Genomic DNA, 21,549 nt, shown 5'->3' with positions numbered 1-21,549 from the left:
GCGGACCAACATCAGGTAGGGACTCTAAATCAATGGAGACACCACCATGCGCACGCCCCGGTTGACCGCTCTCGCCCTCGCTGTCCTGCTCTCCCCGCTTGCCAATGCTGCCACCACCGCGTCCGGCACCGGCCCGACCAACCCGGTCGAATCGCCCAGAGCCCCCGCCATCCAGAGCGCCCCCGGCATCAACACCAACGGCACGGGCGTCGACAGCAGCCTGCCGCCGTCAACCGGTACCGATCCGCGCATCCAGGGCAACGATGCCGGCCGCCAGGGTGGCCTGAACCAGCCCGACACCAAGACACCCGATAACGCCGCCCCCGGCATCGGCTCGACCACCACCGAAGGTGGCTCGGGCTCTTTAGGGGGCGTGAGCCAATAGTTCACCGCACCACCTACCTATCGCAACGAAGAGGTAACCATGAACGTCGATAAAAACCTGGAAAAAGAAGTCTTGACCCGCCTGCTGCACGCCCACCCGAGTGGCCTGGGCAAGGAGGTGCTGGACAATTACCGGGGGGAGAAGATCGTCGCCAGTACCCTCGCCGAACTGCAGGAACGTGGACTGATCCAGCACGGCAACGTGCAGTGCAACGAGGACGGCGAGCACTCGCTGAACCTGCCGATCAAGCTCAGCGCTGCCGGCGTTGAGGCGGCACGCAAGCTGGATGTTTGAACCCATCAGCAAGCCTGGAGAAATCCCATGCCTCGTGGAAGCAAAGACAAATACACCGCCGAGCAGAAACGCAAGGCCGAACACATCGAAGAGAGCTATGAGCACAAGGGCGTGTCCAGGGACGAAGCCGAAGCGCGTGCCTGGGCGACGGTGAACAAACAGTCCGGTGGTGGTGAGCGTGCCGGGGGTTCCGCGCGCAAGAAGCCGGCCAGTGCCAAGTCCGCGGATCGCAAGGAATCTGCACGTCGCGCCGTCGTCAGCCGTGACGGCCATCCGCGCAGCAGCAAGGTTTCGCGCGATACCCAGACCGTCGATAGTTTGAGGAAAGAGGCCCGGGCGAAAGACATTCCCGGGCGATCGTCGATGCGAAAGCAGGAGTTGATCGAGGCGTTGCGCAAGGCTGGTTAAAGTCGAATCCTGTTTTGGACCTGATGGCGGCATCGCCAGCAGGCTGGCTCCCACAGGGTTCGATGTTGTTCATCAGTCATGTGTTCACCATCGCAACTTGTGGGAGCCAGCCTGCTGGCGATGACGGTCGATCAGGCGCCGAAAGTCTCACAGATTAATGCATCCACCTCAGCAGCCCCCGGCGAAGTCGCCGGCCCCCACCGGGTCACCGCCAACGCCGCTGCCGCATTCGCCCTTCGCGCCGCATCAAACGCCGACAAACCCTGCGCCAGCCCCGCCACGAACACTCCTGCATGGGCATCGCCGGCGCCATTGCTGTCCACCGCCTGCACCTTGAAACCCGGCACATGCCGACGCTCGCCATGCTGATGAATCCAGCAGCCCTGGGGCCCGTCACGCACTACCATGAGCACGTCGCGCGGCAAATGCTCGACCAGTCGATCCAATGCCTGGGCGATGTCCGGCGCGCCGGTAATCTTCAGCGCTTCGACGCTGTTGCTGGTCCATACGTCGATGCGCGCCAGCAGCGCCTGCATCACCGGCATGTCCGGCGAATCCACCAGCGGCCCCGGATCGAACACCACCTTGACCGCGCCCGGCAACGCCAAAACCCAATCCACCAGCGCCTGTGCCTTGCCCGCCTGCAGCAGGCTGTAGCCGCTGACGTAGACATAATCGCCCGTCTCGGCCGGTACACTGGCCAGGTCCTCGGCCGTCAACTCGCCTTCGGCGCCGATGTAGGAGACGAAACTGCGTTCGGCCGAAGCGTCGGTGATGGCCACGCACAGCCCGGTGTCGCGCTCGGCAGGGTCAGCGATGCCGATCCGGATGCCTTCGGCATTCATCGCCTCACGCGCCAGGTCACCGAAACGTCCGCTGCCGTGGCGACCGAGGTAGACCACCGGCAGGCCGTTACGTTGTGCGGCCGCCATCACATTGAAACCGCCGCCCGCTTCGAAACTGGCGGACTGCGCCAACACGTCGCCTCCCGCTTGCGGCAATTGATCCACGGCCATGACCAGGTCGATGATCACCTGGCCCGTGTGCAGCATCTTAGGCATGAGCATTCTCGACCATTGCGGCACGACGGTCCTTCGCCCCGCCGAGTACCAGATAAATGCCACCGGCGACCACAAAGGTCACGATCCAGCCGAGGCCGTTATGCCCCAGCCACGAGTCGGACAGGAATCCCTTGAACCAGACGTTTTCTGCCGTGGTGCCGATGGTGGTGAAACTGAACCCGAGCACGATCGCCAGCGCCCAGGCACCGAACGCGCGCCACTCGACGCCGCCGCGATACCAGTAGGCGCTGCTCGGGCTGACGTCCAGCAGGTCCTTGGGACTGTAGTAGTGACGATGAATCAGGTCGACCACAAAGATCCCGACCCACGCCGTGATCGGCACTGCCAGCAGGGAAATGAAGGTGATGAACGGGCCGTAGAAACTGTCGGCGATCAGCATGAAGTAGATCGAACCGGCGAAGATCGCCACGATGTCCACCACCACGGCGTAGACGCGCTTGACCTTGAGGCCGAGGGTCAGCGTGGTGAGGCCGGCGGAGTATACCGACAGGTTGTTCGACAGCAGCAGGCCACCGAAGGCGGTGATCAGGTACGGCACGGCCATCCAGGTCGGCAGCATGTCGCGGATGGCGATGATCGGGTCGGTGGCCTGGGCCAGGTCGTTGTTGCCCACCGACAGCAGGCCGCCGAGTGTGATCAACAGCACCAGTGGGATGCCCGCGCCGAACGCCGCCGACGCCACCAGGCGCACGGCCTTGACGCTGCGGTGCTGATAACGGGACATGTCGGCACCGGCGTTGGCCCAGCCGATCCCGGTGCCGGCGGCCATGGTGCCGATACCGATGATCATTGCGCTCATCGGCGCTGGCGTGGCGTTGAACACCGCACTCCAGTCGATGGTGGCGCAAAGGAAGCCGCCGACCAGGATGTTCAGGGCGCCGAACACGTAGGTTGCCCACTTCTGAATCACCAGCAGCGTGGCGTGACCGAGGCCGGAGACCGACAAGGTCAATAGTACGAAAATCGCGATGAACACCAGGGTCAGCAGCGGCGCGCTTTTCGCTTCCACCGGCGAACCAAAGAGGATCGAGCACAGCGACAGCAAGACGAACGCGGCGGTGGTGGTGTTGACGGTTTCCCAGCCCAGGCGCGACATCAGCGAGACCAGGGTCGGGCCGATATTGCCGCGCACGCCGAAGATGGCGCGTGAGAGGGTCAGGCTCGGTGCGCGGCCACGACGACCGGCAATGGAAATGATCCCGACCACCGCGAAGGAACCGGCGGCACCGAGGATCGCGACGATGACTGCCTGCCAGATCGCCAGGCCGCGAAAGGCCACGAGGGTCGCACCCAGCGGCAGGCCGAGGATGGAAATGTTGGCGGCGAACCAGACCCAGAACAGCTGCAGCGGATGCCCATTGCACTCGGCCTCCGGCACCGGCTCGATGCCGCGGGTTTCCAGCTGCCCGGCGTTCTGCCCGGCGTTCGATGAACTCATGAAAAATGCTCCTGTTGCCATTTTTGTGGTTGTGGGCAAGGTAGGAGCTGCTGCAGGCTGCGATCTTTTGATCTTGATTTTCAGCGACCTCAAGACCGCCAAAGATCAAAAGATCGCAGCCTGCGGCAGCTCCTACAGGGGATTTGTGTTCCTCAGCGCAGGGTGAGGAGTCCTTTCACAAGGGGCTCCAGCTCCAGCTCATTGACGGCCTTGACCGTGTCGATCATCTCGACCGGCCAACTCGCCAGACCCAGGCAGGCCCCGAGCATCGCCCCCAGAATCGCCGCGATGGTGTCGGTATCTCCGCCCAGGCTGGCGGCCATGCACAGTGCGTCGAAGGCACTCATTTCGCCGATGGCCACTTGCTGGGCCAGGGCAAACGACACCACCACCGACTCTTGGGAAGCCACCGAGGTGCCGATCACGTCGTACAGCAGATCGGCGAGCAACAGCTTGTCACTGTCGACGCTGATGCTGCGTGCCCAACTGATGCGCGAAGCGATGCGACCGCCAGCCACCCAGTGGCCATGGCCTTCGGCTTGCTGGGCAAATTGCTGGCCGAGGTTCAATGCCTCGCCCAGGTCCATACCGTTGATGCCGGCCGACACCACCGCCGCCACCGCCGCCGCGCTGGAAATGCCCAGCGTGGTGTTGTGGGTAACCTGGCAGGCTTGCACCACGGCATCGATGAAACGCTCGGGATTGGCCACGTCGGCAGCAATCCCCACCGGTGTGATACGCATGGCCGCGCCGTTGGTCGTGCCGTAGCGCCCGGCTTCTTCGGGTGAATGGCCGGCGAGGATCATCTCGATCGCCCGTTTGGTCGAAGGGCCGAGCAGGTCCTGCGAGCCCTTGGCCTGCATCACCGCTTCCCATTCGATCAGGCGTTGAGCAAGGACCGAGGGTTCAATGTGGCCTTTGCCCTCGACCAACAACTGACCGACCAGGATCGCCTGTTCAGTGTCATCGGTGATCGAGCCCTTGGGCATATTGGCGGCGATCGGTTGATCAGGACCGGCATCTTCAAGATTGGTGATGTCGCCAAAGCGCGCCTGGATCTGGGCGCGGCTCAGGGATTGGGTCGGCATGCCCAGCGCGTCGCCCAGGGCCAGGCCGTAGAACGCGCCAAGCGCACGATCGAGGGCGGTCATTTCGAAGTTCCAAATTGCAGGTGCAGACGAAAATGCACGGGGTCGAGCAGGCTTTCCACCTGCTCCATGAAGCGGTGTTGCCGGTCATAGGTGGTGCGCAAGGCCTTGAGGAAAACCGTGCCGACCGGACGCCCCAGCAGCTCGGCATCTTCGGCGTTCAACGGTTCGGCGCCGATCCATTGATCACCACGTTCGCCGATGTAGCCATAGGCGGCCAAGGTAATGGTCAGCGAATTATCGATCAGGCCAACCCGCGGCAGGCTTTCCAGGCCTCCGCTAGCGGGCATCAATGAGCGTTCGAGGGAGACCAGCGTGCCGTCGTTGGTGCGGCGGCGACGGTCGAGGGTGATGAATTGGTCGGTGCCGAAACGCAATAGCAGGTCAGGACGGGTCACCGCCTCGAACCGCAACACTTCGGTATTGACCAGCGCGCCGCTGTCGGCCAGGGCCTGGGCCCAGCCGCTGCGCTGATCCAGTGCCACACCGTCGAAAGTGACGATGGAACCGACCCCGCTTTGCGTCGCAATATAGTTGCGCCGTTTCAACTCAGCCAGCGCTTCACGCAAGGTTCCTCGGCTGACTTTGAATTCCTGAGCCAACTGATGCTCGCCCGGCAGATGAAAGCCGTCTTCCATGAGACCGCTTTCAATACGCCGAATGAGTTCGTCGACCACCCGTTGTTTCTTGTCGAATCGTACCTGTCTAATCATGTACAAATTAGTAACCGATACATGTTATGACGGGCAAGGAATATTTATGGGAGGTGACAGAAGGGATAGCAAAAAAGCCGTGACCGCTGCGCGGTCAATCGCCAGCAGGCTGGCTCCCACAGTTCAATGTGGGAGCCAGCCTGCTGGCGATGAGGCCGGCGCATTCAGCATTGGTGCTGGCTGCAACGCCGTCCGAAGCCGGTCCCAACAGGTTGTAAGGGGTGTCAGCGCTGTTTCAGGCGATCAATTACTACCGCCAGCAACAGGATCGAACCCCGAATCACATACTGGTAGAAGGTATCGATGTTCTTCAGGTTCATCGCGTTCTCGATGATCGCCAGGATCAACACCCCGGCAATCACATGCCGGATCATGCCGATCCCGCCACTGAGGGACACGCCACCCAGCACGCAAGCCGAGATCACCGTCAACTCGAAACCCTGCCCGATCATCGGCTGGCCCGAGGTCATGCGCGACGCCAGGATCACCCCGGCCAGCGCACCGATCAGGCCGTGCACGGCGAAGATGATGATCTTGGTTCGGTCGACATTCACGCCCGCCAGCAGCGCCGCTTCCTGGTTACCGCCGATGGCCATGGTGTTGCGCCCGTAGGTGGTGTAGTTGAGCAACCAGCCGAAGAACAGGAAGCAGACGATGGTGATCAGGATCGGCACCGGCACGCCAAACAACTGGCCGTTACCGAACACGAAGAACGACTCCTGGGACACGCCCACCGCTTTGCCATTGGCGAAGATGTAGGCCAGGCCGCGGACGATCTGCATGGTCGCCAGCGTGGTGATCAGCGCATTGACCCGCAGCTTGGCGATCACGATGCCATTGATCAGCCCGACGATCAGTCCCATCGCCAGTGCTGCACTGACGCCGAGAAAGAGGCTGTCGGTGTCACGCATCACCACGGCGGCAACCACCCCGGCGCAGGCGATCACCGAACCCACCGACAGGTCGAAGTGCCCGGACGCCAGGCAATACAACATGGTGCACGCCGCGATCCCGGTGGTGGAAATCGCCAGGCCCAGGCCGCGCATGTTCAAGGGCGAGAGGAAGTTGTCGATCATCAAGGTGCAGAGCACGAAGATCCCCACGGCCGCCAGCAGCATCACCCAGTCATCGAGAAAGCGCCGCAGGTCCAGAGGCTTGCGGGGGGTTGGCAGTGCGTCGTTTTGGCTTGTCATCATAGTCACCTCTCAGTTCGCCACGCCGTCAGCGCGTTGGCGCGGCAAAGCCAGTTGCAGCAGGTTGGATTCATTGGCCTGTTCGCGGCTCAGTTCGCCGCGCAGGGCGCCTTCGCACAGCACCAGGATGCGGTCGGAAATGCCCATCACTTCCATCAGGTCGCTGGACACCACGATCACCGCAATGCCACTGGCGGCCAGGTCATGGATGATCTGGTAGATTTCCGCCTTGGCGCCGATGTCGATGCCGCGGGTGGGCTCGTCAAGCAGCAGGACTTTCATCGGCATCGACAGCCAGCGACCGAGAATGGCCTTCTGCTGGTTGCCGCCGGAGAGAAACTTGATCTGCTGGCCGGCGTGCGGTGTTTTGACCTTGAGCGCCTTGATCTGCTTGTCGGCGTTGTTCTTCTCCCACAGGCCGCGCAACAGGCAACCGAAGGTGGAATGCGCACCGCGGGCGCTGATATTGATGTTCTCGGCAACGCTCGCCAGGGGCAGGATGCCCTCTTTCTTGCGGTCCTCGGGACAGAGCAGGATCCCGGCCGCAATCGCGTCCCGGGGTGAGCGCAGTTTCAATTCATGGCCGCGCAGTTCAAGGCGCCCGGCACTGTTGCGTTCCAGGCCGCTGAGCAGGCGAAACAACTCCGTGCGCCCCGCGCCGACCAGGCCGAACAAGCCGAGAATCTCGCCTTTGTGCGCGTCGAAACTGACCGGTTCACGCAGGCCCGGCCCGAGCAGGCCGTCGACCCTCAACGCCACCGCACCGCGCGGGCGCGGGCGGTAATCGTAGATGTCCTGGATGTCGCGACCGACCATGCAGGTGACCAGTTGATCGTGGGTCAGTTGGCTCATGTCTTCGAAGGTGCGCACGTAGCGGCCATCCTTGAACACCGTTACCGCGTTGCAGATGCGGAACACTTCCTCCATGCGATGGGAGACGTAGAGCACCACTTTGCCCTCGTCGCGCAGGCGCGCGATGATCGCCATCAAGCGGTCGATCTCCCGCGCCGACAGGCTGCTGGTGGGTTCGTCGAAGGCGATGACATGGGCGCCACGGGACAAGGCCTTGGCGATCTCGACCAACTGCCGCTGGCCGAGGGACAGGCGCCCGACTTTCTCCTGCGGGTCGATTTCGTCGGCCAGCCCCTTGAGACAGGCCAGGGCTTGCTGGCGCAGGGTGCCGCGATTGATCAGGCCGAAACTGGCGGGCAGATGACCGAGAAACAGGTTTTCCGCCACGGTCATTTCCGGCACCAGGTGCAGCTCCTGGTGAATCACCGCGACGCCGCTGGCAATGCTGTCGGCGGTGGACTTGAAGGCCATGGTCTGGCCGCCGATCTGCAGCTCGCCGCTACTCGGGATGTAGGCGCCGCCGAGGATTTTCAGCAAGGTCGACTTGCCGGCACCGTTCTCGCCCATCAAGGCATGAACCTGCCCCGGATGGGCGACGAAGTTGATGTTGTCCAGCGCCTTCACCCCGGGAAAGGTCTTGCCGATCCCGTTGAAGCGCAAGCTGCGTCCGGCGGGATGTTTCTGTACTTGTGTTTGCGCGTGCATAACCACCTCATCACACAGATCAGGCAACCCCGTTGCCGGGGCCGCCAATGAAATCAACCGGCCCTCAATTCCACAGGCCGATCTTTTCCAGTTCCTGCTTGAAGTTGTCGCGCGTGATCAGCGTCACGTCGTCCATGGCGGTGTACTTCGCCGGTTCTTTGCCGCTGGTAACCCACTCGTACATCATGCTGGCGGTGTTGTAGCCCTCGATGTGCGGGCTGGGCAGCATTGAACCGTAGAAGCCGCTGTCGGGTTTCTTCAGTTCGCCAATGGCGTCGGTGCCGTTGATGCCGATGCCGATCACGTTCGCCGCGGCAAAACCGGCGGCTTCGGTGGCACGCACGCCGCCGAGCACGGTGTTGTCGTTCATGCCGCCGATGATCAGGTTCTTCGCCGCGCTAGGCAGTTTCACCAGCGCCGAGTTGGTGGCGTCCATGCTGCCCGGTACGTCGAGGGTTTTCAGGGCGGAGAAGAGGATGTGGTCCTTGGGCATGCCCGCATCCTGCAAGGCCTTGACCGAACCGTCGGTGCGTTTTTTGCCGGTGTCGAGTTCGTTGTAGGTGTTGATCACGGCATAGGTGTCTTTCCATTCCCAGCCGCGTTTTTTCGCTTCGGTGGCCATGGCGCTGCCCTGCTTCTCGCCGACCTCGAACGCCGCCATGCCCAGGTACGGCACGTCTTCCATGAACTTGCCGCTGGCATCGACGAAGCGGTCATCCACGGCGATCACTTTCAAGCCGTTGAGCTTGGCCTTGGCCATGATCGCCGGGCCCAGGGACACGTCCGGCGGGCAGATCACGAAACCCTTGGCGCCGTTGGCCGCCAGGCTGTCGATGGCCGACAGGGTTTTCTCGCCATCCGGCACGGCGATCTTGATCAAGGTGAAGCCCTTATCCTTACCGGCCTTTTCGGCGAATGCCCATTCGGTCTGGAACCAGGGTTCTTCCGCTTGCTTGACCAAAAAACCGATTTTCACTTCTTCGGCCGCCAGCAGCGTGCTGCTGAGACTGACCGCGCTGACCGCCAGGGCGGCACAGCACAGGGTACGGATGGCATGACGACGATTCATAAGCTGACTCCTTGTTGTTTTTGTTGAGCGTACTGCCAATAGTCATATCGTATGATGATTGGATTTCAGGCGTAGTTAACACCTGAAACCCGCACGACTCAGTCGTGGTACATCACTGAGCGCCCGCCATCGATGGTGATGCACGAAGCGTTGATGAACGGCGCTTCATCACTGGCCAGGAACACCGCGGTCATGGCCACCTCGATCGGCTGGCCGATGCGGCGTGGCGGATGCAGGTCGAAGGCGCGCTGACGTTCGGCATGGGGGTCGGCAAAGCCGTTCCAATAGTCGACGTTCAATTGGGTCTCAATGTAGCCCGGTGCGATGGCGTTGACGCGAATGCCCTTGGGTGCGTATTCGATCCCCAGGGCGCGGGTCAGGCCGAGCAGGCCGTGCTTGGCCACCGGATAGGGGAAGCAGCCCGGAATGATGTGGGTGGAATGGGTGGACGCGATGTTGATGATGCTGCCGATGCCCTGCTCGATCATCTGCGGCAACACTGCCTTGCAGCCGTACCAGGCGCCATCGAGGTCGATGGCGAAGCAGCGACGCCAGTCTTCCTCGGTCATTTCCAGCGGATCGCGGAACACGTTGACCCCGGCGCAATTGACCAGCACGTCGATTCGCCCGTGCAGCTCGACCGCCAGCCTGGCCATCGCCTGCAGGTCTTGCGGCTGCGAAACGTCGGCCTTGATCGCCACCACGTCAGCCCCTTTGCCCCGCCACTGCGCCGCGACATTTTCGACTTTTTCACCCTGGATATCGCTGATGACCAGCTTGGCTTGCTGGGACGCGAAGGTCGCCACGATCGCCTCGCCGATGCCTTGGGCGGCGCCGGTCAACAGCACGACTTTATTTTTCAGGCGCTCGCCCTTTGGGGGTTCGGGCACTGGTGGCAGCGAAAGAGGTTCAGCCATGGATCAGGACTCCTGTTCGAAAGCACGACGAAAACCGGGCATCGGTAGATGTCCGGTCAAAAGGCGAGTGGAAGAAACAGGCAGGCGCGAAAACGTTTCAGCCCTGAGGTTCTCTGAAACGCGGACTCCACGCGGGAGTGCGGGGGAATATCGCTGCATCACTTCACCTGTTTTGTTTTTTTAAGTGTGAGTGCGTGTAACTGATGGAGCCGACTATAAACCCGGCTCGCCGATAATCTCAATATATATATTTACATCCCATATTTAGGGATTTAACCGGCGAATCGGCTACAGAGCTTTCCTGCAACGTCGACGCGGATCGCCAGTACCGCTCCATCCAGCGGATGCCCAAGCGGACTCGCGGCACTGGTGATGTACAAAGTTTTCAAGTCGGCATCGCCAAATACGCAACTGGTCGGACGACTGACGGGCAGTTCGATCACCCGATCGACCTGCCCGTCCGGCGTCAGCCTGAGCAGGCAACTGCCATCCCATCGGGCACTCCAGATAAAACCTTCGGCATCCATCGCCGAGCCGTCCGGGCCGCCGCGGGTGTGGGGGCCGAACCAGGCCTGTGGCGGTTCGAGGTGGCCGTCGGTACGAATGAAATGCCGGTACAACGTGCCGTCGAGGCTGTCGCCGAAATAAACGCGGGTGCCGTCATCGCTCCACAACAACGTATTGGGAATGCCCAGACCTCGCAGCAGCGGCGTCACCCGTGCGTCGCGATCAATGCGGAACAGGCCACCGGAACGCCGTTCGACAGGCAGGTCTTCGTCCTGCTCGCCAATGTTGTTTTGCATGGTGCCGAGCCAGAGCCGGCCCTGGGCATCGCAGCGGGCCTCGTTGGGGCGGTTGCCGGGGTGCGGATCGGCGACGCAGAACAAGGTCAGTCGAGGCGCTAGTCCAGGTGAATCCAGATCCAGCCGATACACCCCGCTGCTCAAGGTCACCAGCGCATCGCCGCTCGCACAGGGGATGAACGCCGACACGTGCTCCGGCATCTGCCAGATCTGCACGTTGGCGCCGATCAAGCGCAGCGCCTGTTTGCCGGCGATGTCCACCCAGTACAGCGCCTGGGTCGGCGCATCCCAGAACGGGCCTTCGCCGAGCTGGGCGCGGTGTTCGGTCACTGCGGTGCACTCCATGAATCCTCCTGCATTGTTCTTGTTTTTATTTGTGTAGAAGCGTCCAACGATGGAGTGTCAGCTACATCGACGTCGACTGATACTCCATCGCGAGCACGCTCGCTCCTACCCTGTCGGCCATCACTTGTGGGTAGAAGCGTTTGATCGCCAGGTCAGCGTTATCGATCAGGGTCATGCAGGCCCAGACACCCCGCGCGGTATCCCGGGCGGCGATGGCGTCGGCCATATCTTTATGAATCGGCAAGGTGCGGCGCAGTTCGTCGGGGTCGGCGGCGGACACTTCGAAACACACGGCCAGCAGCGCGCCCAGGGCCGGGACCATTTGTTCGATGAATTGATTGTGGCTGGCGGCGAGGATGCACTCGTGGAAGAGCTGGTCGGCGCGGTTGTAGTCGACGCCGCTGTCCACTGCTCGCTCCAACGCGTTGTAGGCCAATGAAATGGCGTCGAGCTGTTGTGCGGTTGCGCGTTCGCAGGCCCAACGCACGGCCATCGGCTCGATGGTGCGGCGCAGGTCGAGCAAGTCATCGACGAAGTTTTCCGGCAAACCGCTGCGGGACAGCCAGCCGACGACTTGCGGATCGAAGAGGTTCCAGCGCCGTACCGGCAACACTCGCGTACCGACCTTCGGCCCGACCTCGAGCATGCCCTTGGCGACCAGGGTCTTGATGGCTTCGCGGATAACGGTGCGGCTGACACCCAGTTGTTCGCCGAGGTCGGCTTCGACCTTGAGCGCCTCACCGGGCCTGACCTGCCCGGCAGCGATCCAACAGCCCAGCCAATCGACGGTCGACGCATGAAAACTGCTGGACATGGACACCTCAAAGCCGTTCGCGATGGGTGTCCACGCTAATCATCATATGATTGGCTGTCAAACTGATTTTTCAGAGAGTGCATAGAACAAAATGTGGGAGCGGGCTTGCTCGCGAAAGTGTCTGTACATCTAACATCCATGTGTCAGGCACACCGCCTTCGCGAGCAAGCCCGCTCCCACATTTTTAACCGATTAAGGTTCTAGACCGATGGGGAAGAATTCACCGCCACTCCACACCCCCAACCAGCGCTGACCCTCGATCTCACGGCTCACCGCCAGCTCAACCAGTTGATAGAACACATTCCGATGGATCAGCGCTTCGAGGTTGGTGCGCACATGCACATAAGGCGCAGGTTCTTGTGTGTCGGGATCGATGACCACGCGAATCGGATGCTCTGTGCCGGCCTCGGCAGTCTCATCGACGTTGGTGGTGAAGCGCAGGACCTGCGCCTCACCCTCACCTTCCACTTCCACGGCAATCGCCACAAAGGGTGCGTCATCGACCTTGATGCCAACCTTCTCCACCGGCGTGATCAGGAAGTAATCATCACCATCGCGGCGAATGATGGTGGAGAACAGCTTGACCATCGGCTTGCGCCCGATCGGCGTGCCCAGGTAATACCAGGTACCGTCGCGGGCGATGCGCATGTCGATGTCGCCGCAGAAGTCGGGGTTCCACAGGTGGACCGGTGGCAAGCCTTGGGTCTTGGGGATTTGCCCCAGCAGGTCGTTGGCTTTTTGCGGGCCACTCATGGCGTTCTCCTTGAAATTACTGGTCGCTGAGCCCCAGCAGGCTGCGCGCGTACTGTTGCAGCGGCGGGCCCATCAGGTCTTCGGGTTTTTCGTCGTGGAAGGTCAGCAGACCACCACGACCCTGGATACGTGCAGTATCAATCAAATACTGGGTGCTGGTCTCGATCAACATGATCTGAATCACTCCGGTGTCGATACCGAGGCGATCCAGCGCTTCCTGGTCCAGCCACTCATCCGAGTTGCCGATGCGGTCATCGGAGTTGGCGAAACGCGTATAGAGCAGGTAATGGGCGCCCACGGCACGGGCTTCGCCCATGGCCTGATCAAGACCTTGCGGTGTGCGGGCGCGGCGGACCATCGGGAAATACTCGACGAAACCATCGAAGGCGACTTCGGCGATCACGTTGGGGCGTGGGTAGACGGCGCTGCCAGGCGGCACAAAGGCGCCCTGGGCAATGTAGACGAAGGAGTCCGGCTGAATGCGCAGGTTGTTCACCCGGCGGCTGTCGCTGTGGTCCAGCAGGCCGGCGTCGCTCATGTGGTAGCGAGTCCCTTCGGCCATGTCGCTGACATTCATGCAGCCACCGAGCGCCAATATGGCCAGCAGCAAAACCAGGCTACGCATCCTATCCTCCAGAGGCCGGTGACGGAAAACCGGCGAATGGCCGTGGGATGCAGCTTTTGCGCCAGCTCAGCCGCCAATAATCTTCATGACCGTGGCACCACCGGAAAACGCCACTTCCTGCTTGTCGCCCAACGCCTTGACCAACAGTCGCTGCAAGGCCGGCAAAGCCTGATGGCGCGGCTTGTCCAGCAGGTCGCCGACATAGTGGCGATTGCTCGACGACAGGCAGCCATGCAGCCAGCCAGTGGAGGACAGGCGCAACCGCGAGCAGGTGCGGCAGAACGGAACGCTTTCGTTGGCAATCACGCCAAAATAGCCCTGCCCCGGAATCTCGTAGCGCACGGCGGTAGCATCGACAGGCGCATCGGCCTGGAGATACTCATAACGCTCGCCGATCAGGCTCAGCAGCTGTTGCAGGCTGACAAACTGCTGCAGGAAGGCATTGGAGTCGCTAGCCAGGTGGCCCATGCGCATCAACTCGATAAAGCGCAGTTCATAGCCACGCTCCAGGCAATAGTCGAGCAGTGGCATCACCTGGTCGAGGTTCTGGCCGCGCAGCGGCACCATGTTGACCTTGACCTTCATGCCCGCCGCACGGGCCTGGTCCATGCCGCCGAGCACCGTCGCCAGATCGCCGCCACGGGCAATGGTGCGAAACGCAGAGGCGTCCAGAGTATCGAGGGAAACGTTGATGCGCCGGATGCCGGCATCGATCAGGATCGGCAGCTTCTTCGCCAGCAGCTGCCCGTTGGTGGTCAGGCTGATGTCCTGCAGCCCCATCTGCCCGACCGCGGCCATGAAGGCTTCGAGTTTCGGGCTGACCAGCGGTTCGCCACCGGTAATGCGCAAGCGCTCGATGCCCGCCGCTTCGATCAGATAGGCCACTCCACGCGCCATGGCTTCGGCCGACAATTCATCCTGCGCAGCCACCAGCCGCTTGCCGTTGGGCACGCAGTAGGTACAAGCGTAATTGCAGGCTGAGGTCAGGCTGACTCTTAAATTGCGAAAGCGCCTGCCTTGACGGTCGACGATCATGATGACTCCGGCGAAGAATATACGGGCTGGTAAAACTTGACTCACAAATCAAGTTTTAGCAAGCCCTATGCCTGAGTATATTCCTGCGGTACTGCGCCATGTTGAGAAATCATGGGCAATAAGGCGGCTGAATGGCTCAGCTGCTCGGGGTGTCGTTGTCGCGCTTGCGCTTGTTGCCCATGCGCACGCCGATGTCCATCAGGAACTGGAAGAAGCCTTCCTGGTCTTCCAGCACGTTGCTCCAGAACGGCGAGTGATACAGCGCCACGGCACCGTGTACCAGCGCCCAGGACGCGCAGTAATGGAAGTAAGGCGGCACGTCTTCAAGCTTGCCTTCGCTGATCCGGCCCTTGATGAGCAAGGTCAGGCGTTCGAAGTTAGAGGCGCGGATCTTGTGCAGTTCCTCGACCATCTCCGGTACCTGGTTGCCCTTGACGACCTTCTCTTCCAGGCGGTCAAACAAGCGGTAACGCTGGGGATCGCGCATGCGGAATTCGAAATAGGCGCGGGACAGGGCTTCCTTGTCCTTGTCGACATCGGCCGAATGCAACAGCTCGTTCAAATCGCGCTCATAGTCGAGCATCAGGCGCAGATAGATCTCGGCCTTGGACTTGAAGTGCTTGTAGATCGTGCCTTTGCCGATACCGACAGCATCAGCGATCATCTCGACGGTGACACTGTCTTCACCCTGGTCGAGGAACAGCTTGAGCGCGGTATCGAGAATTTCTTGCTCGCGGCGACGAAACTCACGGACCTTACGAGGTTCTTTATGCATAAGAAAAGGTCTGTAGGGGTCAAAATTCGAAGCCGCGTATTATGCCTAAATTGCGCCAAAATGCACGGATCATCCGACCATATCTGTGTTTCTTGATGATTTCGCGCAAGACAGCCGCTTGATGAGAACTCTTCTGAAGCGTGCGTATTCCAAATTTGTTTAAAAACCGCAGCCTACAAACTGGACGGTGCGAAATACTGATCAATACTTGAACTGTCGGCGGGGCATCTCCCCCAAGTGTCACGCCGATATTGGTACCAACGGACCGCGTGCCATTGTTTTACTCCTAATGGTCTTAACCCGGATTCACCCCCCAGAACCCGGGTTTTTTTTGCCTGCGATTTAACCTTTCACATGCGCCAGCGGGAACAACCGCTTGAAGTTTTCGGTGGTCTGCTCGGCAAATCGCTCGTAAGCCTCACCCCGCAACATTGCCAGAAATTCCGCTACTTCACGAACGTACTGCGGCAGGTTCGGCTTGCCACGGTACGGGATCGGCGCCAGGTACGGTGAGTCGGTTTCCACCAGCAAACGGTCGGCCGGCACCTTGCTGGCCACGTCGCGCAGCGCGTCGGCATTGCGGAACGTGACAATCCCGGACAGGGAAATGTAGTAACCCATGTCCAGCGCGGCTTTCGCCATGTCCCAGTCCTCGGTGAAACAGTGCAGCACGCCCGCCTGGGGCAGCGCCGCTTCACGCAGCAGGTCCAAGGTATCGGAGCGCGCGCCGCGGGTATGGATGATTACGGGTTTGCCGGTTTGCTGGGCCGCTTGCAGGTGCAGCCTGAAGGATTGCTGCTGCAACTCTGCCGCTTCCGGTTCGTAGTGATAATCCAGGCCGGTTTCACCGATCGCCACGACGCGCGGATGATTGAGCTCGTGCAACAGCCAGTCCAGCGCAGGCGCCGCACCCGGCTGCACGTCCAGCGGATGCACGCCGACTGAACAATCGACGTCGTCGTAACGCTCAGCCAGGGCTTTGACATCGGCCGCGTTGTCGGCGCTGACACCGATGCACAGGAAGTGCCCTACCCCGCGCTGGCGGGCCGCCTCGAGGGCGGCATCCAGCGAGCCGTCATGGGCGGCGAGGTCAAGGCGATCAAGGTGACAATGGGAATCTACGAGCATAAAGGGCTGCAACTTACATCGTATGAGTGGGACAGTCGGTTTGTCTGATACCTGGAGTCTAGGCGCAGACGGTTACCTCTGGGTAGGCAAAGTCGCCCATTGCACCAGCAACGCCTCCAGCAACAACACCCGGTTGAGGTTGGCTTTGCTCAACACTTTCTGCCGCTGGGCGAGGATCCAGTCCTGGATATTCAGGACTTTGTCCTGCGCGGTTTTTTGCGCCAGGTACTGAATCACCTTGCGCATGTCCATCAGCCCCAGGCCTTCTTCATCCTGGGTCAGCTGATAACGCAGGATCAGGCTCGACCAGTCACAGAACCAGTCGAACAGCAGCAACAACGGAATCGCATTCCAGCCCTCGGCCAGCTGCGTCGGCGACTGTTGCTGCTTGAGCAATTTCTTCACCCCATCGACCACTTGCGCGCGCTGCTCGCGCACGCCCTGGGCGTGCAGGTTGACGGCGGCCAGCGGCGAACCGGCGGCCAGGGTCAGTAACTCGACGCGTTCTTCCTGCGAACAGTCGGGCAAGGCCCTGGCCAGCCAGTCCAGGCTCATGGCCTCGCCCGGCAGCGGGCAGGCTTGCTGCACACAGCGGCTCTTGATAGTCGGCAACAGCCGGCTGGGCTGGTGGCTGACCAGGAGCAATACGGTGTCGCCGGACGGCTCTTCCAGGCTTTTGAGCAAAGCGTTGGCGGCGTTGATGTTCATCGACTCGACCGGCTCGATCAGCACCACCTTGCGTCCACCCAGCTGTGCGGTCTGCACCACGAAACTCACCAGGTCGCGCACCTGGTCGACCTTGATCGCCTTGTCGGCCTCTTCCGGCTCCAGGATGTAGTTATCGGGATGACTGCCGGCCTTGAGCAGCAGGCACGACTTGCATTCGCCACAGGCGCCCTGGGCGGTCGGACGCTGGCACAGCAGGCTGGCCATCAGGCGCTCGGCCAGCGCCCGCTTGCCGATCCCGGCCGGGCCATGCAGCAAATAGGCGTGGGCGTGTTGCGCACGACCGGCCAGTTGCTGCCAGAGACTGTCCTGCCACGGATAGGCGTCAGCCACGGCTCAACTCCAGCAGGCGTGGCAGCAAGGCATCCAGGGATTGCTGAACCTGCGCCAATGGCTGCGCGGCGTCGATCAGCACGTAACGCGCAGGCTGCGCCGCCGCGCGCTTGAGGAAAGCACCGCGCACGGCATCGAAAAAGGTCCGGCCTTCCAGCTCGAAACGATCCAGGCGTCCGCGGGCACTGGCGCGCGCCAGGCCCACTTCCACCGGCAAGTCGAAAATCAAGGTCAGGTCGGGACGCAGGTCGCCCTGAACAAAGCTTTCCAGGGTCTCGATACGCTCCAGGGACAGGCCACGGCCACCGCCCTGGTAGGCGTAGGTCGAATCGGTGAAGCGATCACACAACACCACGGCACCACGGGCCAGCGCCGGGCGAATGACTTCGGCCAGGTGCTGGGCGCGCGCGGCGAACACCAGCAACAGCTCGGTGTCCGGGTTCATGACTTCTTCGATCGGCGCCAACAATACTTCGCGGATGCGTTCGGCCAGTGGCGTGCCACCCGGTTCGCGGGTCAGCACCACCTCGATACCGGCCGCACGCAGGCGTTCGGCCAGGTATTCGCGATTGGTGCTCTTGCCGGCGCCTTCCGGGCCTTCCAGCGTAATAAACAAGCCAGTCACAGGCAGTCCTTAGTCAGATTCATTGCGGGCTTTGCGGTGTTGTCGCATTCGGTTGTGGTTCAGGCTCCGGGGGCGCCTGCGGAGCAACTGCAGGTTCAGGCGCAGGCTCTTGCACGGGAGGTGCAGCCTCGGGCGCCGGGTCGGGCGAAGCCGCCGGGACAGGGGGCTGGGCCTCGGGAACCTCAGTAGCTTCAGTAGCCTCAGGTTGCGCCGTCTCGACTGGCGGCACCTGGGTATCCGGTGCTTCGGGCGTTTCGGGCGCCGTCGCCGGCGCCGGGCTGGAACGATAATCGGCGCGACGTTTGAGCTGGAACTCTCGCACGGCGTTGTTGTGCGCGTCCAGGTCATCGGAGAACACATGGCTGCCATCGCCGCGAGCCACGAAGTAAAGGCTGCTGCCCTCCACCGGATTGAGCGCCGCATGGATGGCTTCGCGGCCGACCATGGCAATCGGGGTCGGCGGCAGTCCGGCGATCATGTAGGTGTTGTAAGGGGTCGCTTCCTTCAGATGGGCGCGGGTCAGCTTGCCGTTGTAGCGGTCACCCAGGCCGTAGATCACCGTCGGGTCGGTTTGCAACAGCATGCCGATCGCCATGCGACGCACGAACACCCCGGCAATCTGCCCGCGTTCCTGCGGCACGCCGGTTTCCTTCTCCACCAGCGAGGCCATGATCAGGGCTTCATACGGACCGGAGTAAGGCAGGTCGGCCGCCCGCTGGTTCCACTCCTTGGCCAGCACTTCGTCGAGGCGGTCGTAAGCGGTTTTCAGCAGCTCGGTGTCGGACATACCGCGCACGAAGCGGTAAGTGTCGGGAAAGAATCGCCCTTCAGGAAAAATCCCGTTGTGGCCGAGCTTGTCCATGACCTGACTGTCGCTCAAGCCGTTCAGGGTTTGCTCGAGTTTTTCTTCCTTGGCCAGGGCCGCACGGACCTGGTGGAAATTCCAGCCTTCGACCAGGGTCAGGCTGTACTGCACCATTTCCCCGCGCTTCCACAGATCGATCAGGCCTTCGACGGTCATACCCGGCGTCATGCGGTACTCGCCGCTGTGCAACGGCTGTTTCGGCAAGTTGAAGCGCCAATAGACGCGCAGCCAGAAGGAGTCCTTGATGACGCCATCGGCTTCCATGCGCAGGAAAGTGCGGTTCGGGGTGGTGCCCTTGGGCACCTCAAGCAGTTCTTCCTGTGTGATATTCAGCGGCTGCACCAGCGCCGAATGAATTTTCCAGGCAGAAGCACCTAACGTCAGCCCCGCCAGAACCAGTCCGGTTTCCAGCAGCAGCAAGAGTTTACGTCTCACGTATCAAGCATCCAGTAGCGCGCGGGCAATGGTTTGGAGTTTACGGGTGAGCGGCCCAACCGGCCAGCTCAGTGCTGCATAGGCGCGCACCGGCCAAACGCCATACACGCTGTTGCAGACAAAGACTTCGTCAGCGTCTTGCAGCTGCTCGAGCGTGATATCGGTGATTTGTATGGGGATGCCCAACGATTCGGCCTGAGACAACAACTCGGCACGCATCACACCTTCTACGCCGCAGCAGCTCAAATCCGCGGTGATCAACACGCCGTCACGCACCAGGAACAGGTTGCTGAAAACGCCCTCGATCACGCGACCGGCCTGATCGAGCATCAAGCCTTCGGCATGTTCGGTATCCTGCCATTCGGCGCGCGCCATCACCTGCTCAAGACGATTCAGGTGCTTGAGCCCTGCGAGAAGAGGTTGAAAGGAAAGGCGTGTGGTGCACGGGAACAGGCGTATGCCCTGCTCTGCATGGGCGTGCGGGTAAACCGCAGGAGGATTACCCGACAGGATACGACGGGCCTGGGCCGAAGGATCGAAAGCGTAACCGCGCAGGCTGTCGCCGCGGGTAACGATCAGCTTGATTACGCCTTCGTTCAGCTGCTCGGCATAGGTCAACAATTCCGCGACCACGACACCCTGATCAAGATTGATCGCCAACCGCCGGCAGCCCCTGGCCAGCCGCACCAGATGACGATCCAGCAGGACCGGAAAGCCATCATGCACGGCGATGGTCTCGAACAGACCGTCGCCGTAGGCCAGGCCGCGATCCTTCAGCGACAATGCGTCAGCCGGCTGACCGTCGACCCAGCTGTCCATCAACCTGCGAACCGGCGGAACACCAGCGAGCCGTTGGTACCGCCAAAACCGAAGGAGTTGGACAGGACCACATCGATATCCATGTTGCGCGCGGTGTGCGGCACGAAATCGAGGTCGCAGCCTTCGTCCGGCTCGTCGAGGTTGATGGTCGGTGGCGCCACCTGGCTGTTGATCGCCAGCACGCTGAAGATCGCCTCCACCGCGCCCGCCGCGCCCAGCAAATGCCCGGTCATCGACTTGGTCGAACTGACGGCCATCTTGTAGGCGTGCTCGCCGAACACCGACTTGATCGCATTGACTTCCGCGAGGTCGCCAGCCGGCGTCGAGGTGCCGTGGGCATTGATGTACTGCACCTGATCGCCATTGATCCTGGCGTCACGCAGCGCATTGGTGATGCAGCGCGCAGCCCCGGCACCATCGGCGGGTGGCGAAGTCATGTGGTAGGCGTCGCCACTGGTGCCGAAACCGATCAGTTCGGCATAGATGGTCGCGCCGCGGGCCTTGGCGTGTTCCAGCTCTTCCAGGACCAGCGCACCGGCGCCATTGGACAATACGAAGCCATCACGGCCCTTGTCCCATGGACGGCTGGCGCGGGTCGGCTCGTCGTTGCGGGTCGACAGTGCGCGGGAGGCGCCAAAACCGCCCATGCCCAGGCCGCAAGCGGCCATTTCGGCGCCACCGGCGATCATCACGTCGGCTTCGTCGTACATGATGTTGCGCGCAGCCATGCCGATGCAGTGCGTACCGGTGGTACACGCCGTGGCGATGGCATAGTTAGGCCCCTGTGCCCCCAGGTGGATGGACAGGAAACCGGAAATCATGTTGATGATCGAGCCAGGCACGAAGAACGGAGAAATTCGTCGCGGGCCGGTCTCATGCAAGGTGCGGCTGGTTTCTTCGATGTTGGTCAGCCCACCGATACCCGAACCCATGGCCACGCCGATGCGCTCGCGGTTGGCGTCGGTGACTTCCAGGCCGGCATTGCGCACTGCCTGGAAACCTGCGGCCAGACCGTACTGAATGAACAGGTCGAGCTTGCGCGCTTCCTTGAGCGACAGGTATTCCTCGACATTGAAGCCCTTTACCGAGCCGCCAAAACGAGTGGAATAGGCAGAAAGGTCGGTGTGTTCGATCAGACCAATGCCACTGCGGCCAGCCAGAATGCCCTGCCAGCTGCTCGGCACATCAGTGCCCAGTGGCGACAACATACCCATACCGGTGACTACGACGCGTCTACGCGACACAGCACTCTCCTTTTTTCAAA

At 61.6% G+C, this 21,549-nt stretch carries 24 protein-coding genes; 4 read left to right on the top strand and 20 right to left on the bottom strand.

The window, feature by feature from the left end:
* Positions 1-46 precede the first annotated feature (46 nt).
* From SOP95_RS25105 to SOP95_RS25095, 3 genes are read left to right on the top strand one after another with little or no spacing between them, the layout of a single operon-like run.
* The gene (locus tag SOP95_RS25105; protein ID WP_274072984.1) at positions 47-385 is read left to right on the top strand and encodes a hypothetical protein; all 339 of its coding nucleotides are present in this window, start codon (positions 47-49) and stop codon (positions 383-385) included.
* A gap of 39 nt (positions 386-424) precedes the next feature.
* Positions 425-679: a hypothetical protein gene (locus SOP95_RS25100; RefSeq protein WP_274072983.1), complete on the top strand. Its 255-nt coding sequence runs from the start codon at positions 425-427 to the stop codon at positions 677-679.
* A gap of 27 nt (positions 680-706) precedes the next feature.
* Complete coding sequence (locus SOP95_RS25095; protein WP_274072982.1) at positions 707-1,087, top strand: Rho termination factor N-terminal domain-containing protein; 381 nt, start codon at positions 707-709, stop codon at positions 1,085-1,087.
* 131 nt (positions 1,088-1,218) lie between these two features.
* Here the strand turns inward: SOP95_RS25095 and SOP95_RS25090 are convergent, their stop codons facing one another.
* Positions 1,219-2,148 carry a PfkB family carbohydrate kinase gene (locus SOP95_RS25090; protein ID WP_323608695.1) on the bottom strand — a complete coding sequence of 310 codons (930 nt, stop codon included), beginning with the start codon at positions 2,146-2,148 and terminating at the stop codon, positions 1,219-1,221.
* Positions 2,141-3,607 (bottom strand): purine-cytosine permease family protein, encoded by a 1,467-nt coding sequence (locus SOP95_RS25085; RefSeq protein WP_274072980.1) that lies wholly within the window; start codon positions 3,605-3,607, stop codon positions 2,141-2,143. The genes SOP95_RS25090 and SOP95_RS25085 overlap by 8 nt, the downstream gene beginning before the upstream one ends.
* Here SOP95_RS25085 and SOP95_RS25080 point away from each other — a divergent pair.
* Positions 3,606-3,773: a hypothetical protein gene (locus SOP95_RS25080; protein WP_274072979.1), complete on the top strand. Its 168-nt coding sequence runs from the start codon at positions 3,606-3,608 to the stop codon at positions 3,771-3,773. The two genes, SOP95_RS25085 and SOP95_RS25080, sit on opposite strands and share 2 nt — an antisense overlap.
* On the opposite strand, the gene SOP95_RS25075 is transcribed toward SOP95_RS25080, so the two are convergent.
* From SOP95_RS25075 to fabF, 18 genes are all read right to left on the bottom strand, one after another.
* On the bottom strand, positions 3,760-4,758 hold the full coding sequence (locus tag SOP95_RS25075; RefSeq protein ID WP_323608694.1) for an ADP-ribosylglycohydrolase family protein: 999 nt from the start codon (positions 4,756-4,758) through the stop codon (positions 3,760-3,762). The two genes, SOP95_RS25080 and SOP95_RS25075, sit on opposite strands and share 14 nt — an antisense overlap.
* Positions 4,755-5,468, bottom strand: coding sequence for a GntR family transcriptional regulator (locus SOP95_RS25070; protein ID WP_323608693.1), 714 nt, complete (start codon positions 5,466-5,468; stop codon positions 4,755-4,757). Before SOP95_RS25070 ends, SOP95_RS25075 begins: the two co-directional genes overlap by 4 nt.
* Before the next feature lie 224 nt (positions 5,469-5,692).
* Positions 5,693-6,661, bottom strand: a complete 969-nt coding sequence (araH, locus tag SOP95_RS25065) for an L-arabinose ABC transporter permease AraH (RefSeq protein ID WP_274072976.1) — start codon at positions 6,659-6,661, stop codon at positions 5,693-5,695.
* Positions 6,662-6,673: 12 nt separating this feature from the next.
* The gene (gene araG / locus SOP95_RS25060) at positions 6,674-8,218 is read right to left on the bottom strand and encodes an L-arabinose ABC transporter ATP-binding protein AraG (protein WP_323608692.1); all 1,545 of its coding nucleotides are present in this window, start codon (positions 8,216-8,218) and stop codon (positions 6,674-6,676) included.
* A gap of 64 nt (positions 8,219-8,282) precedes the next feature.
* A complete protein-coding gene (locus SOP95_RS25055; RefSeq protein ID WP_323608691.1) occupies positions 8,283-9,287 on the bottom strand; it encodes a substrate-binding domain-containing protein in 1,005 nt (334 codons plus the stop codon).
* A gap of 98 nt (positions 9,288-9,385) precedes the next feature.
* Positions 9,386-10,204, bottom strand: a complete 819-nt coding sequence (locus SOP95_RS25050) for an SDR family oxidoreductase (protein WP_274072973.1) — start codon at positions 10,202-10,204, stop codon at positions 9,386-9,388.
* A gap of 272 nt (positions 10,205-10,476) precedes the next feature.
* Positions 10,477-11,352, bottom strand: a complete 876-nt coding sequence (locus SOP95_RS25045; protein WP_323608690.1) for an SMP-30/gluconolactonase/LRE family protein — start codon at positions 11,350-11,352, stop codon at positions 10,477-10,479.
* A 61-nt stretch (positions 11,353-11,413) separates the two neighbouring features.
* A complete protein-coding gene (locus SOP95_RS25040; RefSeq protein ID WP_323608689.1) occupies positions 11,414-12,166 on the bottom strand; it encodes a FadR/GntR family transcriptional regulator in 753 nt (250 codons plus the stop codon).
* Positions 12,167-12,358: 192 nt separating this feature from the next.
* Positions 12,359-12,919, bottom strand: coding sequence for a DUF1285 domain-containing protein (locus SOP95_RS25035; protein WP_323608688.1), 561 nt, complete (start codon positions 12,917-12,919; stop codon positions 12,359-12,361).
* A gap of 16 nt (positions 12,920-12,935) precedes the next feature.
* The gene (locus SOP95_RS25030) at positions 12,936-13,544 is read right to left on the bottom strand and encodes a DUF4823 domain-containing protein (protein WP_274072969.1); all 609 of its coding nucleotides are present in this window, start codon (positions 13,542-13,544) and stop codon (positions 12,936-12,938) included.
* Positions 13,545-13,610: 66 nt separating this feature from the next.
* Entirely contained in the window at positions 13,611-14,579 is a 969-nt protein-coding gene (locus tag SOP95_RS25025) for a GTP 3',8-cyclase MoaA (RefSeq protein WP_323608687.1), read from the bottom strand.
* A 136-nt stretch (positions 14,580-14,715) separates the two neighbouring features.
* On the bottom strand, positions 14,716-15,354 hold the full coding sequence (locus SOP95_RS25020) for a TetR/AcrR family transcriptional regulator (protein WP_274072967.1): 639 nt from the start codon (positions 15,352-15,354) through the stop codon (positions 14,716-14,718).
* Between the two features lie 342 nt (positions 15,355-15,696).
* Positions 15,697-16,482, bottom strand: coding sequence for a TatD family hydrolase (locus SOP95_RS25015; RefSeq protein WP_323608686.1), 786 nt, complete (start codon positions 16,480-16,482; stop codon positions 15,697-15,699).
* Between the two features lie 72 nt (positions 16,483-16,554).
* Positions 16,555-17,541, bottom strand: a complete 987-nt coding sequence (locus SOP95_RS25010) for a DNA polymerase III subunit delta' (protein WP_274072965.1) — start codon at positions 17,539-17,541, stop codon at positions 16,555-16,557.
* On the bottom strand, positions 17,534-18,166 hold the full coding sequence (tmk, locus tag SOP95_RS25005; RefSeq protein ID WP_274072964.1) for a dTMP kinase: 633 nt from the start codon (positions 18,164-18,166) through the stop codon (positions 17,534-17,536). Before tmk ends, SOP95_RS25010 begins: the two co-directional genes overlap by 8 nt.
* 19 nt (positions 18,167-18,185) lie before the next feature.
* Positions 18,186-19,466: an endolytic transglycosylase MltG gene (gene mltG / locus SOP95_RS25000; protein WP_323608685.1), complete on the bottom strand. Its 1,281-nt coding sequence runs from the start codon at positions 19,464-19,466 to the stop codon at positions 18,186-18,188.
* A gap of 3 nt (positions 19,467-19,469) precedes the next feature.
* A complete protein-coding gene (gene pabC / locus SOP95_RS24995) occupies positions 19,470-20,285 on the bottom strand; it encodes an aminodeoxychorismate lyase (protein ID WP_323608684.1) in 816 nt (271 codons plus the stop codon).
* Complete coding sequence (gene fabF / locus SOP95_RS24990) at positions 20,285-21,529, bottom strand: beta-ketoacyl-ACP synthase II (protein WP_077185643.1); 1,245 nt, start codon at positions 21,527-21,529, stop codon at positions 20,285-20,287. Before fabF ends, pabC begins: the two co-directional genes overlap by 1 nt.
* Positions 21,530-21,549 lie beyond the last annotated feature (20 nt).

The sequence above is a fragment of the Pseudomonas sp. YuFO8 genome (assembly GCF_035065025.1).
GTDB classification, from domain to species: domain Bacteria; phylum Pseudomonadota; class Gammaproteobacteria; order Pseudomonadales; family Pseudomonadaceae; genus Aquipseudomonas; species Aquipseudomonas putida_AE.
This window is presented reverse-complemented; position numbering and strand designations above follow the sequence as displayed.